General features: G+C 72.7%; 16 protein-coding genes. 10 read left to right on the forward strand and 6 right to left on the reverse strand.

Going from position 1 to position 17,721, the window contains the following annotated elements; translation table 11 throughout:
- Positions 1 to 316: 316 nt before the first annotated feature.
- The gene (locus DFJ69_RS05010) at positions 317 to 1,618 is read left to right on the forward strand and encodes a pentapeptide repeat-containing protein (protein WP_147312205.1); all 1,302 of its coding nucleotides are present in this window, start codon (positions 317 to 319) and stop codon (positions 1,616 to 1,618) included.
- Between the two features lie 201 nt (positions 1,619 to 1,819).
- On the opposite strand, the gene DFJ69_RS05015 is transcribed toward DFJ69_RS05010, so the two are convergent.
- Together DFJ69_RS05015 and DFJ69_RS33665 are read right to left on the reverse strand one after the other, a co-directional pair.
- Positions 1,820 to 3,388, reverse strand: coding sequence for an nSTAND1 domain-containing NTPase (locus tag DFJ69_RS05015; RefSeq protein WP_116021384.1), 1,569 nt, complete (start codon positions 3,386 to 3,388; stop codon positions 1,820 to 1,822).
- Positions 3,389 to 3,499: 111 nt separating this feature from the next.
- The gene (locus tag DFJ69_RS33665) at positions 3,500 to 3,685 is read right to left on the reverse strand and encodes a hypothetical protein (RefSeq protein ID WP_170177539.1); all 186 of its coding nucleotides are present in this window, start codon (positions 3,683 to 3,685) and stop codon (positions 3,500 to 3,502) included.
- A gap of 134 nt (positions 3,686 to 3,819) precedes the next feature.
- Here DFJ69_RS33665 and fxsT point away from each other — a divergent pair, with 134 nt between their 5' ends.
- Positions 3,820 to 6,330: an FxSxx-COOH system tetratricopeptide repeat protein gene (gene fxsT / locus DFJ69_RS05020; protein WP_170177540.1), complete on the forward strand. Its 2,511-nt coding sequence runs from the start codon at positions 3,820 to 3,822 to the stop codon at positions 6,328 to 6,330.
- A gap of 11 nt (positions 6,331 to 6,341) precedes the next feature.
- Here fxsT and DFJ69_RS05025 read toward each other — a convergent pair whose 3' ends face one another.
- Positions 6,342 to 7,466 carry an HEXXH motif domain-containing protein gene (locus tag DFJ69_RS05025; RefSeq protein ID WP_245974025.1) on the reverse strand — a complete coding sequence of 375 codons (1,125 nt, stop codon included), beginning with the start codon at positions 7,464 to 7,466 and terminating at the stop codon, positions 6,342 to 6,344.
- Positions 7,467 to 7,947: 481 nt separating this feature from the next.
- Here DFJ69_RS05025 and DFJ69_RS05030 point away from each other — a divergent pair, with 481 nt between their 5' ends.
- Genes DFJ69_RS05030 through DFJ69_RS05055 form a run of 6 tightly spaced genes read left to right on the forward strand, consistent with a single transcriptional unit; the run spans position 7,948 to position 13,341 of the window.
- Positions 7,948 to 9,189 (forward strand): ABC transporter substrate-binding protein, encoded by a 1,242-nt coding sequence (locus DFJ69_RS05030; protein ID WP_116021387.1) that lies wholly within the window; start codon positions 7,948 to 7,950, stop codon positions 9,187 to 9,189.
- Positions 9,186 to 10,046: a branched-chain amino acid ABC transporter permease gene (locus DFJ69_RS05035; protein WP_116026413.1), complete on the forward strand. Its 861-nt coding sequence runs from the start codon at positions 9,186 to 9,188 to the stop codon at positions 10,044 to 10,046. The genes DFJ69_RS05030 and DFJ69_RS05035 overlap by 4 nt, the downstream gene beginning before the upstream one ends.
- A 1-nt stretch (position 10,047) precedes the next feature.
- Complete coding sequence (locus tag DFJ69_RS05040) at positions 10,048 to 10,992, forward strand: branched-chain amino acid ABC transporter permease (RefSeq protein ID WP_116021388.1); 945 nt, start codon at positions 10,048 to 10,050, stop codon at positions 10,990 to 10,992.
- Complete coding sequence (locus tag DFJ69_RS05045) at positions 10,989 to 11,702, forward strand: ABC transporter ATP-binding protein (RefSeq protein ID WP_116021389.1); 714 nt, start codon at positions 10,989 to 10,991, stop codon at positions 11,700 to 11,702. The genes DFJ69_RS05040 and DFJ69_RS05045 overlap by 4 nt, the downstream gene beginning before the upstream one ends.
- Before the next feature lie 2 nt (positions 11,703 to 11,704).
- Positions 11,705 to 12,412, forward strand: coding sequence for an ABC transporter ATP-binding protein (locus tag DFJ69_RS05050; RefSeq protein WP_116021390.1), 708 nt, complete (start codon positions 11,705 to 11,707; stop codon positions 12,410 to 12,412).
- 29 nt (positions 12,413 to 12,441) lie between these two features.
- Positions 12,442 to 13,341: an alpha/beta hydrolase family protein gene (locus tag DFJ69_RS05055; RefSeq protein WP_116021391.1), complete on the forward strand. Its 900-nt coding sequence runs from the start codon at positions 12,442 to 12,444 to the stop codon at positions 13,339 to 13,341.
- Positions 13,342 to 13,365: 24 nt separating this feature from the next.
- Here the strand turns inward: DFJ69_RS05055 and DFJ69_RS05060 are convergent, their stop codons facing one another.
- The 3 genes from DFJ69_RS05060 to DFJ69_RS05070 are packed head-to-tail and all read right to left on the reverse strand — an operon-like array spanning position 13,366 to position 14,931.
- Positions 13,366 to 13,611, reverse strand: coding sequence for a hypothetical protein (locus DFJ69_RS05060; protein WP_170177541.1), 246 nt, complete (start codon positions 13,609 to 13,611; stop codon positions 13,366 to 13,368).
- Complete coding sequence (locus tag DFJ69_RS33670) at positions 13,554 to 14,360, reverse strand: hypothetical protein (RefSeq protein WP_147312208.1); 807 nt, start codon at positions 14,358 to 14,360, stop codon at positions 13,554 to 13,556. The genes DFJ69_RS05060 and DFJ69_RS33670 overlap by 58 nt, the downstream gene beginning before the upstream one ends.
- Positions 14,353 to 14,931 carry an RNA polymerase sigma factor gene (locus DFJ69_RS05070; RefSeq protein WP_116021394.1) on the reverse strand — a complete coding sequence of 193 codons (579 nt, stop codon included), beginning with the start codon at positions 14,929 to 14,931 and terminating at the stop codon, positions 14,353 to 14,355. Before DFJ69_RS05070 ends, DFJ69_RS33670 begins: the two co-directional genes overlap by 8 nt.
- Before the next feature lie 437 nt (positions 14,932 to 15,368).
- Here DFJ69_RS05070 and DFJ69_RS05075 point away from each other — a divergent pair, with 437 nt between their 5' ends.
- Together DFJ69_RS05075 and DFJ69_RS05080 are read left to right on the forward strand one after the other, a co-directional pair.
- Positions 15,369 to 16,919, forward strand: coding sequence for a S8 family peptidase (locus tag DFJ69_RS05075; RefSeq protein ID WP_116021395.1), 1,551 nt, complete (start codon positions 15,369 to 15,371; stop codon positions 16,917 to 16,919).
- Positions 16,920 to 17,107: 188 nt separating this feature from the next.
- Positions 17,108 to 17,716, forward strand: a complete 609-nt coding sequence (locus tag DFJ69_RS05080; protein WP_116021396.1) for a dihydrofolate reductase family protein — start codon at positions 17,108 to 17,110, stop codon at positions 17,714 to 17,716.
- Positions 17,717 to 17,721: the final 5 nt, after the last annotated feature.

Genomic DNA, 17,721 nt, shown 5'->3' on the forward strand with positions numbered 1-17,721 from the left:
ACGGGGGGCAAGTCCGGGAGTCGCCCGCACCTCCGCCAAGACCTTCCGACCGCCCGCCGCCGCACCCATCGCTTGAGACTCGCCTCGTTCCCAAAAGACGCATCACAGGGTCTGGTCGGTGGTGCAGGACGGCGCGGCCGCCCGTCGCAATCTGCGAACGGGCGATGCGTTCTCCTGGGGAGGCGACGGGAGGCAGGGCGGGCGCCAGCCGGTGCATGTCCTCCGCGGTGGAAGAGCCAGGTGAACGGTTCCCGCCGGCGGCCTGTTTCGGCCGTCGGGCTTCCCGTGGGGCATCGAACGTTCCTAGAGTCGTCGGGTGCGAGGGAGCGGACTGCGGTGGTTGCGGTGGCCCGCTCTGGCGGTCGTCGTGTTGGGGACGGCGGCGTTGCTGTTCTGGCCGGCGGCGGACTTCCTGGGGGCCCATGACGCCCGGGGGCTGAGCGGGAAGCAGCGGATCCAGGAGGCCGCCAAAGCGCGCGACGCGGCGCGGGGGCGGATGGTGCAGTTGGCGACGGTCATGCTCGGGCTGGGCGCCTATGTCTTCACGGTGCGGAACTTTCAGCTCGCGCTGGACCAGTCCCGGCGGCAGGCCGAGGCGACCAACCGGACGCTGGAGCAGAACGAGGCGGCGCAGATCACCGACCGGTTCGCCCGGGCCATCGAGCTGCTCGGGTCAGAGGCGATCGACGCGCGGCTGGGCGCGATCTACTCGCTCGAACGGATCGCCCGCGACTCCGAGCGCGACCATCCCACGGTCATGGAGGTGCTGACCGCCTTCGTCCGGCGCACGTCGACGACCACCGCCGCAGGGGCGTCCCGGCAGGACCTGTGGGCGGCGCTCAGCGTGATCGCCCGCCGGAGGTTCGAGCACGACCGGGGGCGGCTGGTGCTGCGCGACTCCCTGCTCCCCGAGGCGGAGTTGACCGAGGCGGCGTTGGCGGGGGCCGACCTGCGCGGGATCCGGCTGGCGGAGGCGACGTTGACCCGCGCCGAGTTGGCCGCCGCCGACCTGACCGACGGCGTCTTGGACGGGGCCCGGCTCGACGGGGCCGACCTCACCGGCGCGGACCTGACGAGGGTGTCGGCGAGCGGCGCGAGGCTCACCGACGCCACCCTGACGGACGCCGCGCTGAACGGGGCCAGGCTCGACGGCGGTGCGCTGACGGGCGCTCGACTCCAGAACGTTCACGCCCTCCGCTGTGCACTGTCCGGCGCGGACCTCACGGGAGCCGACCTCACCGGCGCGGACCTCTCCGAGGCCGACCTCAACGACGCGCGGCTGCCGAACGCCGTGCTGCGGAACGTCACCCTGACCCGCGGACGCCTCGCCCGCGCCGACCTGAGCGGGGCCGACCTACGGGACGTCGACCTGAGCAGGGCGGTGCTGAGCCGCGCCCGGCTCCAGGGCGCGAACCTGAGCGGCGCCCGCCTCGACGAGACGAACCTGTCGGGGGCCACGCTCGCGGGTGCGCACCTGGCGGGCGTCGACCTCACGCAGGTCGTCGGCGTCTCCGACCTGGACCTGACCGACGCCATCGCCGACGACGCCACCAGGCTGACCGCCGGCTGGCACGCGGACCCCGCCACCGGCCGGGTCACCCGCCTCGATCAACGCTGACCCGAGCCGCCCCACGACGAACGGGCCCGACCGGCGGCGACGGCCGGCGGTGCACGGGGCCGACCGACGACGAACGAGCCGACCCACAGCGACCAACGGCCAACCGAACCCACCGACTCCGACCAACGAGGATCGAGGACTCAACCGCAGCGAACGACCGCCAACGGACCGGCCGGCGGCGAACGGGCCGGTCCGGGGCGGTCAGCGCTGATCCAGGGGGCCGCCAAGGAGGGCCGCCGCAGCGCGGGGCTGGCCCGACGCCACGAAGGCGCGGGCCAGTTCGGCCTGGACGGCGCGGTCGCCGGGCAGTCGCGCCGACGCCGACTTGAGCAGGCCGAGGGCACCGCCGGGGTCGCCGCCGAGTCGGTGGATGCGGCCGATCGCGGCGAGCAGCGCGCCGACCATCGGGACGTCCCGGCGGACCTCGGCGGCCAGTGCGGCGGCCCGGTAGTGCCGTTCGGCGGTCTCCCGTTCGCCCGCCGCGAAGGCCAGGTCGCCGAGCAGGATGCGCGCGTCCATCTCCGTCGCGCTGTCGCCGCGGCCGGCGGCGAGGGCGGACTCGGCGAGGGTGAGGGCGCGGTCCGGTCCGGCGGCGAGCGCCGCCCGCAGTTGTTCCGAGGGTGACGCCGGGGAGGGGGCGGGCCGGTCGACGCCGGTCGCGAGCAGGGCCAGCGGGGCGGCGAGCCGGTCGGCGGCGGGGCGGAAGCGGCGGCCGTCGCCGTCCAGCACCTGGCGGTCCTGGAGGGCCCGCAGGATCTCCTCGGGCACGCCCGAGTCGTGCGCGTCGGCGTCGCGGCCGGCGCCGGACGGGGCGACGAGCGCCTCGGCCAGGGCGCGGCCGAGCCAGCCGGGATCCCGGTCGAACAGCTCCGCGACGCGGGAGACGACGCGCCACAGGGCTGCGCCGAGGGCCTGGTCGACCACCGTGCGGGCGTCGCGTCCCGATCGTGCGAGGCGTCCGCGCATTCGCCGCGAGCGCCAGAGCTGCAGGGACGCCTGTTGGAGCGACCAGGTGTGGACGGTCTCCGCGCGACGGGTGACGGCGCGGCCGTCCTCGTCGGTGGTCCGGATCGTCATCAGGTCGTCGACGACCGCGTCGGCGGCGGCCGGGGGGAGGCCCGCCGGGACGGTCGTGAGCGGCTCCAGCACCGCCCGCGCGTCGGCGGCCTCGAGGCCGCCGAGCCGGTACTCGGTCGTGTCGGCGGGTCCGACCGCGTCGCGCAGCGCCCCGAGCCGGCCGGTGCGGACGCTGAACAGGAGCCGCAGGGACGGATTGTCGCCGAGGGCCCCGCGCAGCCCGGCCATCAGGCGTTCGCGCTGGGCCGCGGTGAGTCGTTGGAAGAGGTCGTCGGCCTGGTCGATCCCGGCCAGGACGGGCCGGGGGGACTCGGCGCAGCGGTCGCGCAGCCAGTCGCGGACGGTGGTGCCGCCGAGGGCCGTGGGCCAGGTGGTCGGCGCCCAGCCGCGGAGCAGGGCGAACTCGAACGGCTCGTGGGCGGGCAGCGCGGCGGTCGGGAACGGTCGGTCCGGCAGGACGGCGCCGAGCAGGGGCGCGCGATGGGCGCCGCCTTCGAGCAGGGGCCGGACGGCGGCCTCCAGCAGCGAGGTCCGACCGGACCCGGCGGGGCCGTGCACGATCGTCACCCGCCGCGACCGCCACAGGACGGCGACGTCCCTGGCCTGCGCGGCCCGACGGGGCGAGGGCAACTCCTCGCCGGCGCGGTAGGGCCGGGCGCCGGGGAACGGCGAGGCCGGGCCGGGATCGTTCATCACGGGATCCGCGCTCGCTGCGTCACCGGCACCACGGTAGGGGCTCGGTCGCGACCGCAGAGCGCCCTCGACCGAATCCGTCGCCATCCCGCCATCGCCCTCGCTCCATGGTCAGTGTCCGGATCCGGCCACGCCATTGGATCCTCCGAAAAGAGGATCGGGAATGTCCCCCGGCCACTCGAGGATCTTGTCCAGGGCGCCCGGCGAACCGACGTCCCGCAGAGTCAGGACCTCACCAAGAGTGACCCCGGAAAGGTCGAAAGCCCCGGTTTCGACATCTTCTGGATATTCGGCCATCACGGTGCATCCTCATTGTGGGCGGTGCGCCTCCATCATCGCCCATCAGCGGGGTTCCGGCCACCTCCGAGGCGGCCCCTCCGCTGTCTATGATGAGCCTCAGGCCCATCGGAAGAGGCCGGAAGGAGCCGGAATTGAGCGCGACGGACCCGGATCGCCGGCCCAAGATCTGGGGTCGCGTTCCACAGCGCAACAACAACTTCACCGGGCGCTCGGAGTTGCTCGAACAACTCAGGCCCCTTTCCGGCGCGCAGGTCACCGCGCTCGTCCCGACCGCCCTGCACGGGCTCGGCGGCGTCGGCAAGACGCAACTGGCGGTCGAGTACGCGCATCGGCACAAGAGCGAGTACGACCTGGTCTGGTGGATCCCCGCCGACCAGCCGATGCTGATCCCGGCGGCGCTCGCCCGGCTGGCCCGTCCGCTGGGCATCACCGAGGCGGAGGTCATCGGCGTCAACGAGGCCGCCGAGGCGGTGCTGGACGCGCTGCGCCGGGGCGACCCGATCGACCGCTGGCTGCTGGTCTTCGACAACGCCCAGGATCCCGAGGACGTGCTGGGCCACATCCCCGACGGCCCCGGCGAGGTCATCATCACCTCCCGGAACGTGGAGTGGACCGGCCCGGTGCGCACGCTGACCGTGGACGTCTTCGACCGGGACGAGAGCGCGGAGTTCCTGGAGCGGCGCGTGCCCGGCATTCCGCCCGGCGAGGCCGGCCGGCTCGCCGACGCGCTGGGCGACCTGCCGCTCGCGCTGGAGCAGGCGGGCGCGTTCCAGAACGTCACCGGGATGCCGACCGACGAGTACCTGCAGCAGTTGGAGAAGCGCACCAGCCTGCTGCTGTCGGAGGGGCAGCCGTCGGACTACGAGCTGCCCTTGGCGGCGACGTGGTCGCTGTCGGTGGGTCAGCTCCGCGAGTCCCACCCCGAGGCGGTCGACCTGCTCAACCTCTGCGCGTTCTTCGGTCCCGACCCGATCCCCCGTGACGTGCTGAGCGGCGGCCACGCGCATCTGGACTCGCCGCTGGGCGACCTGTTGGGCGACCCGCTGCGGTTCAGCAAGGCGGTCGGCGCGATCGGCCGGCACTCGCTGGTCCAGATCGACCGGGAGCAGCGGACGCTGAGCGTTCACCGGCTGGTGCAAAAGCAGCTCCGCGACAACGTGAGCGAGTCGGCGGCCCGCACGTTCCGGCACTCGGTGGAGCTGCTGCTGGCGGCGGCCTGCCCGACCGACCCGGACGACACCTCGAGCTGGTCGGTCTTCCAGCGGCTGCTGCCGCACGTGGGCCCGTCGCGGGCGGCCGAGTGCACCGCGCGCGAGGTGCGGTTCTTCATGCGCAGCGTGATCCGCTACCTGTACCAGTCCAACAACGCGCAGGCGGCGCTCACCCTGGCGGAGGAGTGCCACGACCACTGGACGGCCGACCCGGACGTCCATCCGCACGACCTGTTCGCGATCAAGCGGCATCTGGGGTTCGCGCTGCGGAGCAACGGTCGGTTCAGAGAGGCGCTGGCCCACGATGCCGAGACGTTGACGCTGGCCGAGGCCCGGCTGCCGGCCGACCACGACGAGGTGCTGCGGATCACCAACAGCCACGGCATCGACGTGCGGATGGCGGGCCGGTTCACCGAGGCGCGGGAGCTGTCGGAGCGCACGGTCGAACGGCACGTCGCCGCGTTCGGCCCGCATGACCAGCGCACCCTCAACGCGCAGAACAACCTGGGCCTCGACTACACCCTGAGCGGCGACTACGCCCGGGCCAAGGAGCTGTTGACCCGTGTGCACGCCACCATGCGCACGGTGCTGGGCACCAGTCATCGCTCGCCCCAGATCGCGATGAACAACCTGATCCGGGTGATCCGGCTGGACGGCGACTTCGCGGAGGCCCGGGAGCTGGGCGAGGACCTGCGCGCCGCCGACCTCGCCATCCTCGGCCCCGACCATCCGACCACGCTGCGCGCCGCGAAGGACCTGGCCATCGCGGTCCGGTTGGTGGAGGGCGGCTCCGACGAGGCCCTCGACCTCGCCGAGGACGTCACCCGACGGTTCGTCCGCGTGCTCGGTGAGCACAACCCCGACACGCAGGCGGCACGGCTGACGCTGTCCAACGCGCTGCGCGAGGCGGGCCGCATCCCGGAGGCGCTGCCGCTCGCCGAGCAGGCGGCCGACGCGTTCGAGGGCGCGTACGGCCCGGACCATCCCTTCGTCCACTGCACCCGCAGCAACCTGGCGCTGTTGCTGCGGCTGAACGGCGAGCCCGAACGGGCACGCGCGTTGAGCGAGTCCGCGCGGGCGCGACTGGCCGCGAGCGTGGGGCCCGCGCATCACTTCACGCTGCTCAGCGCGCTGATCCTGGCCGGGGATCTCGCCGCGCTCGGGGAGCACGAGGCGGCGGTCCGATTGGGCGGCGAGGTGCTCGACCTGGTCACGGACCGACTCGGGGCGGACCATCCGACCGCGCTCGCCGTCGGCGGCAACCTGTCGCTGGACCTGGCCGCCGCCGGCCGGACCGAGGAGGCCGAGCCGCTGCTCACGCGGTCGCTGTCGGGGCTGCGGAGCCGGCTGGACGACGACCACCCGTGGGTCTGCTGCCTGGAGGAGGGCCGGCGCAACGAGGGCCACTGCTTCGACGCGATCCCGCTGTGACCCCGTGATCGTCAGCCGTACCGGCTCCGATGCGCGGCGGCCTCGCGGTGCGCCCGTCGTACGGCCTGGGCGGGCACCGGGTCGCGGTGGAACGCGTGCAGCGTCCGGCGCATGCCCGCGACGAACCGGACACCCGCCGGTGTGAGCGCCCCGCTCTCCTGAAGGGTCTCCGTGGTCGCCAGCGCCGCGTCGCGCCAGCGTACGAAACGCGCGTGCGCCTCGTCGCCGTCGCTGTGGTGCCGCTGACGCCGCCAGAACGCCGCCAGCCCGAGATGCGCGTACGCCCCGTGCAGGAGACCGCCGAGGGGTCGGGGGTCGGGACGCCAGGGCGCGTAGTAGGTCCGGCCGGGGTCGTCGTCGACGAGGTCGACGAGTTCGAGCAGCACGCCGAGCTTGGCGTGCTGGATCTCGTGCACGAGCACCGCCGCCAGCGCGCCCGCGTTCGGCGGCAGCCGCAGCGCCGTGGCGCCGAACGCGGTCCGCGAGGTGCCGCTCTGCGGCCGGCCGGGGCCGCCGTCCAACGGGGTGACCGTCGTGAGCACGGCGCGGATCTCGGCGGCGGTGTCCTCGTGGTGCGCGCACAGCAGGTGCCACGCCTCCTGGAACAGCGTCCGCCAGCGGGTCAGCTCACCGTCGGGCAGCCGCGGCCCGCCGCCGGGGAACCGGTACGGGTCGAGGTCGTCGATGGTCAGGCGCAACGTCGGAAGGCCCGGACCGCCGAGGATGACCTCGCGCAGCCCCCGCCAGCCCGGGGCGTCGCGAACGCCGTCGGCGGGGACCCGCACGGTGCCGGTCCTGCCCCGAAGCTCCGCGCGCCCATCGCGCACCACGATGTGACAGCGGTCGCCGTCCACCCGGCACCGCCCGATCCCCGGCAGGGTCATCGCGCCGTCGCGGATCGGGACGACCGCGTCGTAGTCGGCCCCGGCCCGGATGGCGGCGGAGGCCGTGACCTGCGCCATCGTCGTCGCGGGGGCGGGCTCCCCTCTTCGCAGCCGCGCCGCGGTGTGCCGGGCCCACGCTCCGACGGCCGGCTGGCGCAGCACCCGTTCGACCGCGTCCGGGGCGTGGTCGTGCAGCCCGGCCAGCGCGCGTGCGGCCTCGTTCACCTCCGCCGACCGCGCCTCGTCCGCCACGGTGCGTAGCAGGACCAGGGTGGTGCCCCGCGCGGCCTGGGCGAAGTAACGGCCGATCGCGGCCCCGGGCGCCCCGTGCGCGGTGTCGTCGAAGATCGCCGCCGGGATGACGAGTGGCTCCGGAATGGCGTGCTCCTTCCCCAGAGGTGTTCATCACCATTCGGGCCTCCAGCACAGAACTGGGAGGAATCGCCCGCTGCTCTTGCATACCCCACCGCGGCCCGTCCGTCTGTGCCCCTTGCCACGCTGAGCGCGTTCGCCGCCGCGGGGGCCGGTCGGCGGGGGCCGCCAGGAGCCTCGCCGGCCGGGAAGAGGCCGGTCGGTCATGTCGAACGAGGTCCGGTGCCGAGACCCGCGCTCACGGGTCTGGTCGCCAAGAGTCGATGAACCTGTTTCGACATTATCGAACGAAATCCTTGAATCTGGATCTATGTCGAACCTAGAGTGTGCGGCACCTCACACCCCCGGAGGAGCCTCCCTCATGAGTTCACGTACGGCGGCGGGCCTGGCGGCCTCCGCACTGCTCGTCTCCCTGACCGCCTGCGGCACCGGATCGACCTCGGACGACACGGCCGTCGTCAAGGTCGGCGCGATCCTGTCGATGTCGGGCATCTACTCCACCCTCGGACCGCCGCAGAAGAAGGCCATGACGATGGGCGTCGAGGCGCTCAACCGGACCGGCTTCACCGTGGCGGGCACGAAGCGCACGCTGGAGATCACCTACGCCGACGACAAGTCCGACGCGGCCACCACCGGGGTGACCGCGCTGCGGGAGCTGGTCCAGGCGAAGAAGATGCCGGTGATCGCCTACGGGCTCGGCTCGGACACCTACGTTCCGCAGCTCCAACGCAAGCCCGTCCCGATGATCAACATCCTGGACTCCACGTACCCGAGCATCCTGCGGCTGAGCCCGCATCTGTTCCTGACCCGGGGCGACTCCCCCAAGTACGTGCCCGGCTGCCTGCACTACGCCAAGAACCGGCTGGGCACGCGCAGCATCTCGGTCATCACCGCCAAGGGCGAGCCGTACGGGGCCGGGCTCACTCAGCTCGTGCGGCGGTCGGCGCAGACGGAGGGCGTGAGGATCGCCGCGGAGAGCGAGTTCCCGCTCGGGTCCACCGACTACAGCAACGCCATCAACACGGCGGTGGCCGCCAAGCCCGACGCGATCTACCTGTCCAGCGTCACCGCCGTGATCCTGCCGGTGCTCAAGCAGCTCCGGCAGTCCGGGTACACCGGGCCGGTCATCCACTCCAGCGGCGTCAATCCCGACCAGGCCGAGGCGATCCTCGGCGCACGGTTCGACTCGATCATGAAGGACAACCACGACTGCGCGGGCACGCTGCCCACGACCTCGGCGAACCCGCCCGCCAAGGCGTTCGCCGACGCCTACCAGGCCCGATGGAAGGAGTACCCGCAGGACCTGACGATGTGGGCGTACGACTTCCCGTTCATCGTCGCGGAGGCGATGACCAAGGCGGGCACGACCACCGACCCGGAGAAGATCGAGAAGGCGCTCGCGCGGATCCCGGTCCCGGCGGGCACCGTCAGCGGCTGGCTGCCCGGTGACGGCGGCGTGCTGTTCACCGACCGCAACGCCCGCACCGCCTCCGAGGTCACCACCTGGTGCACCGGGAAGCGGACGCTGGGCAGCGTCATGACGTTCGACACCAAGGACGGTGCGATCGTCGACGCCACGTTCCCGAAGGACCCGTGCGCGTGATCCAGGTCCTGGCCAACGGAGTGTTCCTCGGCTGTCTGTTCGCCGTCGTGGCGGTCGGCCTGACCCTGGTGTACGGGGTCATGGAGGTGCCCAACTTCGCGCACGCGGGCGTGATCGTGCTGTCCGCGTACGCCACGTGGTCGTTGAGTCGGGCGGGGGTCCCGTTCGTCCTGGCGGCCCTGGCGGGGATCGCCTGCGGTGGGGCGGTGTCGGTGCTGACCGAGGTGCTCGCCTACCGGTGGATCATCGACAAGCCCGCCGCCGCCCCGGCCGTCGCGCTCGGGTTGATGCTCATCCTGCAGAACACGGCGCTGCGGCTGTACGGGGGCGAGGGCAAGTCGCTGGACACCCCCTACGACACCGTTCTGCTGGAGTTCGGCGGGGTGTCGCTGTCGGGGGTGAAGGCCGCGCTGATCGTGATGGCCGGGCTGTCGCTGGTGGCGTTGCACCTGATCCTGTCGCGGACGTCGCTGGGCCGGGCGATGCGGGCGGTGGCCCAGGACCGGGAGGCGGCGGGGATGCTCGGCATCCCGATGCGGCGGCAGTACACGCTGGCGTTCCTCATCGCCGGCCTGCTCGGCGGGATCGCCGCCATCGCCTACGCCCCGACGTTCCAGGTCACCCCGTACATGGCCGACGAGGTGCTGCTGAGCGCGTTCGTCGTCGTGGTGCTGGGCGGGCTGGGCAGCGTCTGGGGCGCGGTGGCGGGCGGACTGGTGCTCGGCGTGGTGGAGGGCCTCGGCTCGGCCTATGTCAGCTCCGCCTACCAGAGCGCCTTCGGGTTCCTCATGCTCGTGATCATCCTCGTGGCGCGGCCCGGCGGGCTGCGCGCCACGAACGCTCGAAGGGTGGCCTGACGTGCGCACCTCGTCGATCCTGCGGCACGCCCCGGTGGCGGGTCTGCTCGTCGCGCTCAGCGTCGCCGCCCACCTGATGCTCAACGGGCTCCACGGCGACCGGGGGCAGGTCGCGCTGCTCATCGTGGTGTGGACGATCGCGTTGACCGGCCTCAACCTCATCCAGGGCCTGGGCGGTTATCCGAGCCTGGCGCACGCCTCGTTCTTCGGCGCGGGCGGATACCTGTCGGCGATCGGTCTGGAGAAGGGGCTGCCGATGGCGGTCGCCGCCGTGCTGGCGGTGGCCGGGACGATGCTCATCGGGCTCGTGGTCGCGCTGGTGTTCAGCCGGACGCGGGGCCAGTACTTCGCCATCGGCACGATGTTCTTCACCGCCGTGACGACGCTGGTGTTCGTCAACGCGACCGATCTCACCGGGGGCCCCAACGGACGGCCCGTCGACCTGGGGTTCTCCCTGGAGGCGACCGTGGTGCTGCTGGCGGTCTCCCTCGGGGTCGGGTTGGGCGTGTTCCACGTGCTGTCCCTCGGGCGGTTCGGGTCCCGGCTGCGGGCGATCCGCGAGGACGAGGACCTCGCCCAACACCTCGGCGTTCCCACCGCGCGGGTCAAGCTCGTCGCGATGGTGGTCTCCTCCGGGTTCGGCGCGTGGGCCGGGGTGCTGTTCGCCCAGTACAACGGGGTCATCGCGCCGTCACAGTTCACGTTCGTGCAGAGCTTCCTGATGTTCGTGGCGATCGGGCTCGGCGGTTCGGGGCGGCTGCTCGCCCCCTTGGTCGGGAGCGTCATCGTCATCGGCTTCACCCAGCTCATCAAGCTCGGCCCCGGAGTGAGTCAGATCGTGCTGGGCGTGCTGTTCATCGCCGTGACCCTGCTGGCCCCCAACGGCGTCCTCGGCGGCCTGGCCGCCGTGTGGAGACGCCTCCGGATGAAGGAGGTCACCTCATGACCCCCCTGTTGACCGTCGACCGGGTGGTCAAGCGGTTCGGCGGTGTCGCGGCCGTCGACGGCGTGTCGTTCACCCTGGACGCCGGGTCGGTCCTCGGGCTCATCGGTCCGAACGGCTCCGGCAAGACCACCCTGCTGGGCGTGCTCGCGGGCACGCACGAGCCCACCGAGGGGACGGTGACGCTGGACGGGCGGGTCGCGTCCGGGCGCGGAGCCCACCGCGCCGTCCACGCCGGGATCGCCCGCACCTTCCAGACCACCCGCCTGTTCGAGACGTGGACGCTGCGGGAGGGTCTCCGGCTCGCGCGCGGCGAACGGCGGGGACGCCGCACGCCCTGGCCGGACGAGGCACCGGTCGCCCTGCTCGGCCTCGACCATCTCCTCGACCGGCCCTGCGGCGCTCTGACCGGCGCCGCCCAACGCCTCGCCATGATCGCGTCGGCGCTGGCGACCGGCCCACGCGTCCTGCTGCTGGACGAACCCGCCGTCGGCATGGACACCGCCGACGCCGCCGCGCTGGGCGACGCCGTCCGCCGTGTCGCCGGGGAACTGGGCGTCGCCGTCATCGTCGTCGACCACAACATGCACTTCCTGATGCCGCTGGCCGACACCGTCGTCGTCATGGCGGCCGGCGCCGTCCTGGCCACCGGGACCCCCGAGGAGATCCGTTCCGACGAGGCGGTCATCGCCTCCTACCTGGGAGGGGCCTGAGCATGCTCACCGTCGAGGACCTCACCGTCGCCTTCGGGCCCACCGTCGCCGTGCGCGGCGTGGACCTGCACGCCGAGCCCGGCACCGTCACCGGGATCCTCGGCGCCAACGGCGCCGGGAAGACCACCACCCTGTTGGGCGTCCACGGTCGGGTGCGCCGCCGCTCCGGCCGCATCCTCTTCGACGGCCGGGACGTCACCGGCGACGACACCCGCGCCCTCGTCCGGGCGGGCATCGCCCTGTGCCCGGAGAACCGGCGGCTGTTCCCCAACATGTCCATCGAGGACAATCTGCTGCTCGGCGCGTACGGGCACGGCCGCCGGACACAGCGCGCCCGACTCGCCGACGTCCTGGGCCGTTTCGCCTGGCTCCGCGAACGGGCCGGCGAACCCGCCGGTCGGCTCAGCGGCGGCCAGCAGCAGATCGTCGCCATCGCCCGCGCGCTGATGTCGCATCCGCGGCTCGTCCTCCTCGACGAGCCCTCCAGCGGCCTGTCCCCCGTCGCCGTCGACGAGATCGGCGACGTGCTGGCCGGCATCGCCGCCGACGGCACCACCATCCTGCTGGTCGAGCAGAACGTCCGCCTCGTCCAGCGACTGTGCTCCACCGCCTACGTCCTCGCCCACGGCCGAGTCGCCGCCCAAGGCCCGGTCAGCACGCTGCTGGCCGACAGCGCGGTCTCCGACGCCTACCTCGGAACGACCCGCTGAACCGTTCACCCCTCAGGAGGTCCCACCCCATGCGCCTCACCCTGTGCCGATCCCTGGCCGTCGTCCCGGCGGCGTTCGCCCTCGCCGTCGGGGCCGCCGTCGTCCCGCCCGCCTCCCCCACCGCGACGGCCGCCGTTCGGGCCGCCGTGGCGTACGAGCGCGGGCCTGCCCCGACGTGGGCCGGCATCCGCACCCCGCTGGGCCCGTTCTCGTACTCGAAGGTCACCGTCACCAACGCCGAGGCGAACGGCTTCGGCGGCGGCACCATCTACTACCCGAACGACACCACCCAGGGCACCTTCGGAGGTGTGGCCATCTCTCCCGGCTACACCGGACCGGAGGGCCACGTCGCCTGGTTGGGGCCCCGGCTGGCGTCGCAGGGATTCATCGTCTTCACCATCGCCACCAACAGCGTGTACGACCAGCCCACCGAACGGGGCCAGCAGCTCCTCGCCGCGCTCGACCACCTCGTGGGCAAGTCCCCCGCCCAGGTCAGGCAGCGGCTCGACGCCCAGCGGCTCGGCGTGATGGGCCACTCGATGGGCGGCGGCGGCGCGATGTACGCCGCGTGGAGCCGGTCGAGCCTGAAGGCCGCGGTGCCGCTGGCCCCGTACCACACCATCAAGAACTGGTCGGCGATCTACGTCCCGACCCTGTTCTTCGCCGGCACCGAGGACACCGTCACCCGCCCCGAAGACCACGCCGAGCGGTTCTACAGCTCCATGATCTACGCACGGGACCGCGCCTACGCCGAGATCGCCGGGGCCGACCACGGGACCTTCGTCAGGGAGCACCCGCTGATCGGCGCGCTGTCGGTGGCCTGGCTCAAGCGGTTCATCGACGCCGACACCCGCTACGACCAGTTCCTGTGCCCGCCCCCGACCGGCCCTGAGCTGACCGAGTACCGCGACTCCTGCCCGCACGCCTGACCTCGTCCGCCCCCGGGCGAGGCGTCACGGGCGTTCATCGGGTCCGTTCACGGGAGCGGCGGTGAGCAGGGCCGACAGGCCCAGCACCGAGCCCTTCTCGATGGTCTCGCCCGGGGGCGGGGCGGCGTGGTCGGCGATGGTGATCGAGCGGCTGCCCAGGTAGCGGTAGGTCTTCCGGTCGAGGATGATCTCCTGCCGGATGTAGCCCTCGCTCACGACGTACAGCGCCAGGCCGTGCCGTCCCTTGGCGTCGGCCGAGTCGGGCAGCATGGCGACGCCGGGCATCCGGGCCAGCGCGCCGTACAGGGTGGCCTGGAGGCGGGGCGGCACGTAGTACGACTCCAGGATGGCCGAGACCAGGTTGAACGCCGCCACCCCGCGCGGGGCGCCGACGATGCCGTTACGGAAGGTGAACGGCCCCTCCTCGTTCGCGGGGGATGCTCGACGAGCGTGTTGATGCGGTCGACCTCGGTGTACAGGCGGGCGAGCGCGGCGTCGGGGTCGGCGGGCAGCCCGAGGAGCACCTTGCCGGTCGGCTCGCTCACGCCGACGGTGACGCGCGGGTCCTTCGCCGGCGGCGACGTCCCCTCGACGGTGCGCCACGCCTCGTTGGTGGAGTACCTGGTCCGGGGGCCCAGCACCCCGCCGTCGATCTCGGCGATCAGGGTCTTGGTGTAGATCCACTGGCGGGGGTTCAGCGTGGTGTCGGGTTGGGTCCACGCCACCGCGCGGGCGCGCAACGCCACGTCCCGCGCATCGGCCACCGGCGCCCCGGGCAGGACCCCGACGCGGTCCGGCGGCGCGTCGCCTTCGATGTTCTGCGCGATCGTCACACCGGCGGCGATCGTCAGCGTCAACGCGCAGGCCACGGCCGTGCGCGCGAAGGTCGGCCGCGCCGGGCCCCTGCGCCCCGACCGCTCGATCTCCGCCAGCAGTCGGGTGCGCCCGGCGTCCAACGCCTCGGTACGGGTCGGGGCCACGGCGCGGCAGAGATCCTCCATCGGCTTCAGCTCATTCATCGCGGGGCTCCTCCAGAGCGGTGCGCATCTTGGTCCGGGCTCGGTTCATGCGGGACGACACGGTGCCGACGGTGACGTTCAGGGCCCGCGCGACCTCCTTGTAGCTGAGGCCGACCGCCAGCAGCACCAGCACGTCGCGTTCGCCCCGGTTCAGGCGGGTCAGTCCGGCGGCCAGCCGCCGGCGCATGGACTCCGCCGCCAGCCGGTCGGCGATCGCCTCCAAAGCGGACTCGGCGGCCGGGTCCACCCCGGTCCTGGCCATCGCCTTGAAGAACCGCACCTCGGAACGGCGGTGCCGGCTGATGAGGTTCGTCGCGATCCCGTACAGCCAGGGGCGGGCGTCGGGGTACGCGGAGTCGTAGCGGTCGCGTTGTCGGAACGCCCGCAGGAACGTCTCGGCCATCAGGTCGTCGCCGACGTCCGATCCGAGCCGCCGCGCGATGTACCGCTGGATCTGTGCGGCGTGCCGTTCGTACAGTTCCGCGAACCGTTCCGGGTCGTCGCGCGACGCCGCGATCAGCGCCGCGTCGTCGACGGCGCCGTCGGCCGCCGCGACCGGGTGAACGATCATGCCGCTTCCGGCTTTCTCATGGGCCCTCCCTGGGCAGACTCTCATCCGCCTTTTCCCGAACCCTCCCGCCTTGTTCCCTGGGCACCTCGGCCGGGAATGCCGGGCGCGAGGTGCGCTGCGGCGCGGCCGGGGCCTGGGCCGCCCTCTGGCAGGCGACACTCCACTCCCAGCCGGCCTCGACGACTGTGAACCCACCGTCCAGAACACCGCCCGCGGACCCTCACCCGAACGACACCAGGTCAGAACGTTGAGGAGCGAGTGCGCGGGTCGGTGTCGTGATTGTGAGTCGATCGGAGGGTCGAGTGGGGCATCTCACTCATATTTCGCACTAGATGGCCCCATGCCGCCTCTTCGAGGATGTGAGCCCGTTCGCCGGGGCGCTCCCCCGCCCCGGCCGACGGCCCCCATCGTCGAGGAGAGGTTGTTCGGACGTGTCCATGGCCCGGAAAGTGATGCTCACAGCGGCGGGTGCGCTGTTGTTGCCCCTGGTGAGCGCCGTCCCGGCTGCGGCCGACGACGGCGTGATCCTCAACGCGGAGGCGAAGCGGCCCGTCGAGGGCAGCTACATCGTGACGCTCAAGGACACCTCGACGCTGCGCGCGGAGGGCGTCCAGCGCGAGGCCCGGCGGCTCACCCGCAAGTACGCGGGCGACGTCGGCTTCGTCTACACGCGGGCGGTCAGCGGCTTCCAGGCGCTGCTCAGCGAGGACAAGGCCAAGAGGTTGGCGGCCAACCCGGCGGTGAAGTCCGTCGAGCAGGACGTCGCCATCACCGTCTCCGACACCCAGCCGAACCCGCCGTCGTGGGGCCTGGACCGGCTCGACCAGAAGAACCTGCCGTTGAGCGGGAGCTACACCTACCCCTCCACGGCGTCGAACGTGACCGCCTACATCGTCGACACCGGGATCCTCACGTCCCACGCCGACCTGGGCGGGCGGGCCACGTCCGGGCGCGACTTCATCGACAACGACGCGGACGCGAACGACTGCAACGGCCACGGCACCCACGTCGCGGGAACCGTCGGGGGCAACGCCCACGGGGTCGCCAAGGGCGTCAAGCTCGTCGGCGTCCGCGTCCTGGACTGCAAGGGCTCCGGCACCACGGCGGGTGTCATCGCGGGCGTGGACTGGGTCACGGCCAACGCCGTCAAGCCCGCCGTCGCCAACATGAGCCTGGGCGGCGGCGCGAGCGCCGCGCTGGACGACGCCGTGGAACGTGCCGTCGCCGCGGGCATCACCTTCGCGGTCGCCGCCGGCAACGAGAACACCAACGCCTGCACCAAGTCGCCCGCCCGCGCCCCGAACGCGCTCACCGTCGGAGCCACCACGTCCGGCGACGCCCGCGCGTCGTTCTCCAACTACGGCACCTGCCTGGACGTGTTCGCGCCGGGCCAGGACATCACCTCGGCGTGGATCGGCGGCGACACGGCCACCAAGAAGATCTCCGGCACCTCGATGGCGTCCCCGCACGTGGCGGGCGCGGCGGCGCTGGTCCTGGCGGCCAACCCCGGGCACACCCCGGCCCAGGTCGCGTCCGCGTTGACCGGCGCGGCCGCCACCGGCCTGGTGACCAGCCCCGGCAGCGGCTCCCCGAACCGTCTGCTCTTCACCACCGAGGGCACGTCCCCGCCGCCTCCCGGGCCGTGCGACGCCGTCACCAGCACCAACGCCGTCGCCGTCAAGAGCTGGCAGACCGCGTCGAGCCCCCTCACCGTCTCCGGCTGCACCGGCAACGCCTCCGCCACCACGAAGGTCACGGTCGACGTCACCCACCCGCGCACCGGCGCCCTCGGGATCGACCTCGTCGCCCCCGACGGCACCGTGTACAGCCTCAAGGCCTTCAAGCTCTTCGACGCCACCGCGAACCTCAAGGCCACCTACACCGTGAACGCCTCCACCGAGACGAAGAACGGCACGTGGAACCTCCGCGTGAGCGACTGGTGGTTCGGCACCCAGGGCACCCTGAACTCCTGGACCCTGGCCCCGTAATCCGGCCCCGCAGCGCCGCCTCTTCTCCCTTCCCGCGAGAGGAGGCGGCGTTTCGCGTTCTCCGCCGACGCCGGCGCCACTGGATGCGGCCGGTTACGGCGGGTCCCGAAGGGAAGCCATCAACAATCCGTGAACCCGTTCCGCCAGGTTGAGGGCGCCTGAGCACGAACGACGAGAAGGAGAATGCGATGGCGAGCAGGCTGGTGGTCTCGACGTTCCTGTCGTTGGACGGCGTCATGCAGGCCCCGGGCGGGCCCGGCGAGGACGACGCCGGCGGCTTTCCGCACGGCGGCTGGCTGGCCCCGTACGTGGACGAGGGGTTCGGCCGCATCATGGGCGGGCAGTTCGACCGCGCGGACGCGATGCTGCTGGGCCGCAGGTCGTACGACATCCTGGCGGCCCACTGGCCCGGCGTGCCCGATGAGGAGGGCGGCGCGCTGATCAACAACATGCGCAAGTACGTCGCCACCCGGAGCCCGATGACGGCGGAGTGGCGCAACACCGAGGTGCTGGCGGGCGAGGCGGCCCGGACGGTGGCCGACCTGAAGGCGCGCACCGACGGCGAGATCATCGTCCAGGGCAGCAGCGACCTTCTCCGCACGCTGCAGAGCGCCGAACTGGTGGACGAGTACCGGCTGCTGGTGGCCCCGGTGGTCCTCGGCCAGGGCAAGCGGCTGTTCGCCGAGGGCGCGGCCCCGGCCGGGCTCAGGCTCACCGAGTCGACGACCACCGAAGCGGGCGTCGCCTACCTCACCTACGCATGGACGGGCAGGCCCACCTACGGCTCCGTCGCCTAGGGGGC

It is taken from the genome of Thermomonospora umbrina (assembly GCF_003386555.1).
Classification (GTDB): Bacteria; Actinomycetota; Actinomycetes; order Streptosporangiales; family Streptosporangiaceae; genus Thermomonospora; species Thermomonospora umbrina.

Excerpts from the sequence above, each read along its gene's own strand:
- DFJ69_RS05015 (WP_116021384.1), bottom strand. The coding sequence starts at position 3,388 with ATGAACGATCCCGGCCCGGCCTCGCCGTTCCCCGGCGCCCGGCCCTAC.
- DFJ69_RS33665 (WP_170177539.1), bottom strand. The coding sequence starts at position 3,685 with ATGGCCGAATATCCAGAAGATGTCGAAACCGGGGCTTTCGACCTTTCC.
- DFJ69_RS05030 (WP_116021387.1), top strand. The coding sequence starts at position 7,948 with ATGAGTTCACGTACGGCGGCGGGCCTGGCGGCCTCCGCACTGCTCGTC.
- DFJ69_RS05045 (WP_116021389.1), top strand. The coding sequence starts at position 10,989 with ATGACCCCCCTGTTGACCGTCGACCGGGTGGTCAAGCGGTTCGGCGGT.
- DFJ69_RS05050 (WP_116021390.1), top strand. The coding sequence starts at position 11,705 with ATGCTCACCGTCGAGGACCTCACCGTCGCCTTCGGGCCCACCGTCGCC.
- DFJ69_RS05055 (WP_116021391.1), top strand. The coding sequence starts at position 12,442 with ATGCGCCTCACCCTGTGCCGATCCCTGGCCGTCGTCCCGGCGGCGTTC.
- DFJ69_RS05060 (WP_170177541.1), bottom strand. The coding sequence starts at position 13,611 with ATGCTGCCCGACTCGGCCGACGCCAAGGGACGGCACGGCCTGGCGCTG.
- DFJ69_RS33670 (WP_147312208.1), bottom strand. The coding sequence starts at position 14,360 with ATGAATGAGCTGAAGCCGATGGAGGATCTCTGCCGCGCCGTGGCCCCG.
- DFJ69_RS05070 (WP_116021394.1), bottom strand. The coding sequence starts at position 14,931 with ATGATCGTTCACCCGGTCGCGGCGGCCGACGGCGCCGTCGACGACGCG.
- DFJ69_RS05075 (WP_116021395.1), top strand. The coding sequence starts at position 15,369 with ATGGCCCGGAAAGTGATGCTCACAGCGGCGGGTGCGCTGTTGTTGCCC.
- DFJ69_RS05080 (WP_116021396.1), top strand. The coding sequence starts at position 17,108 with ATGGCGAGCAGGCTGGTGGTCTCGACGTTCCTGTCGTTGGACGGCGTC.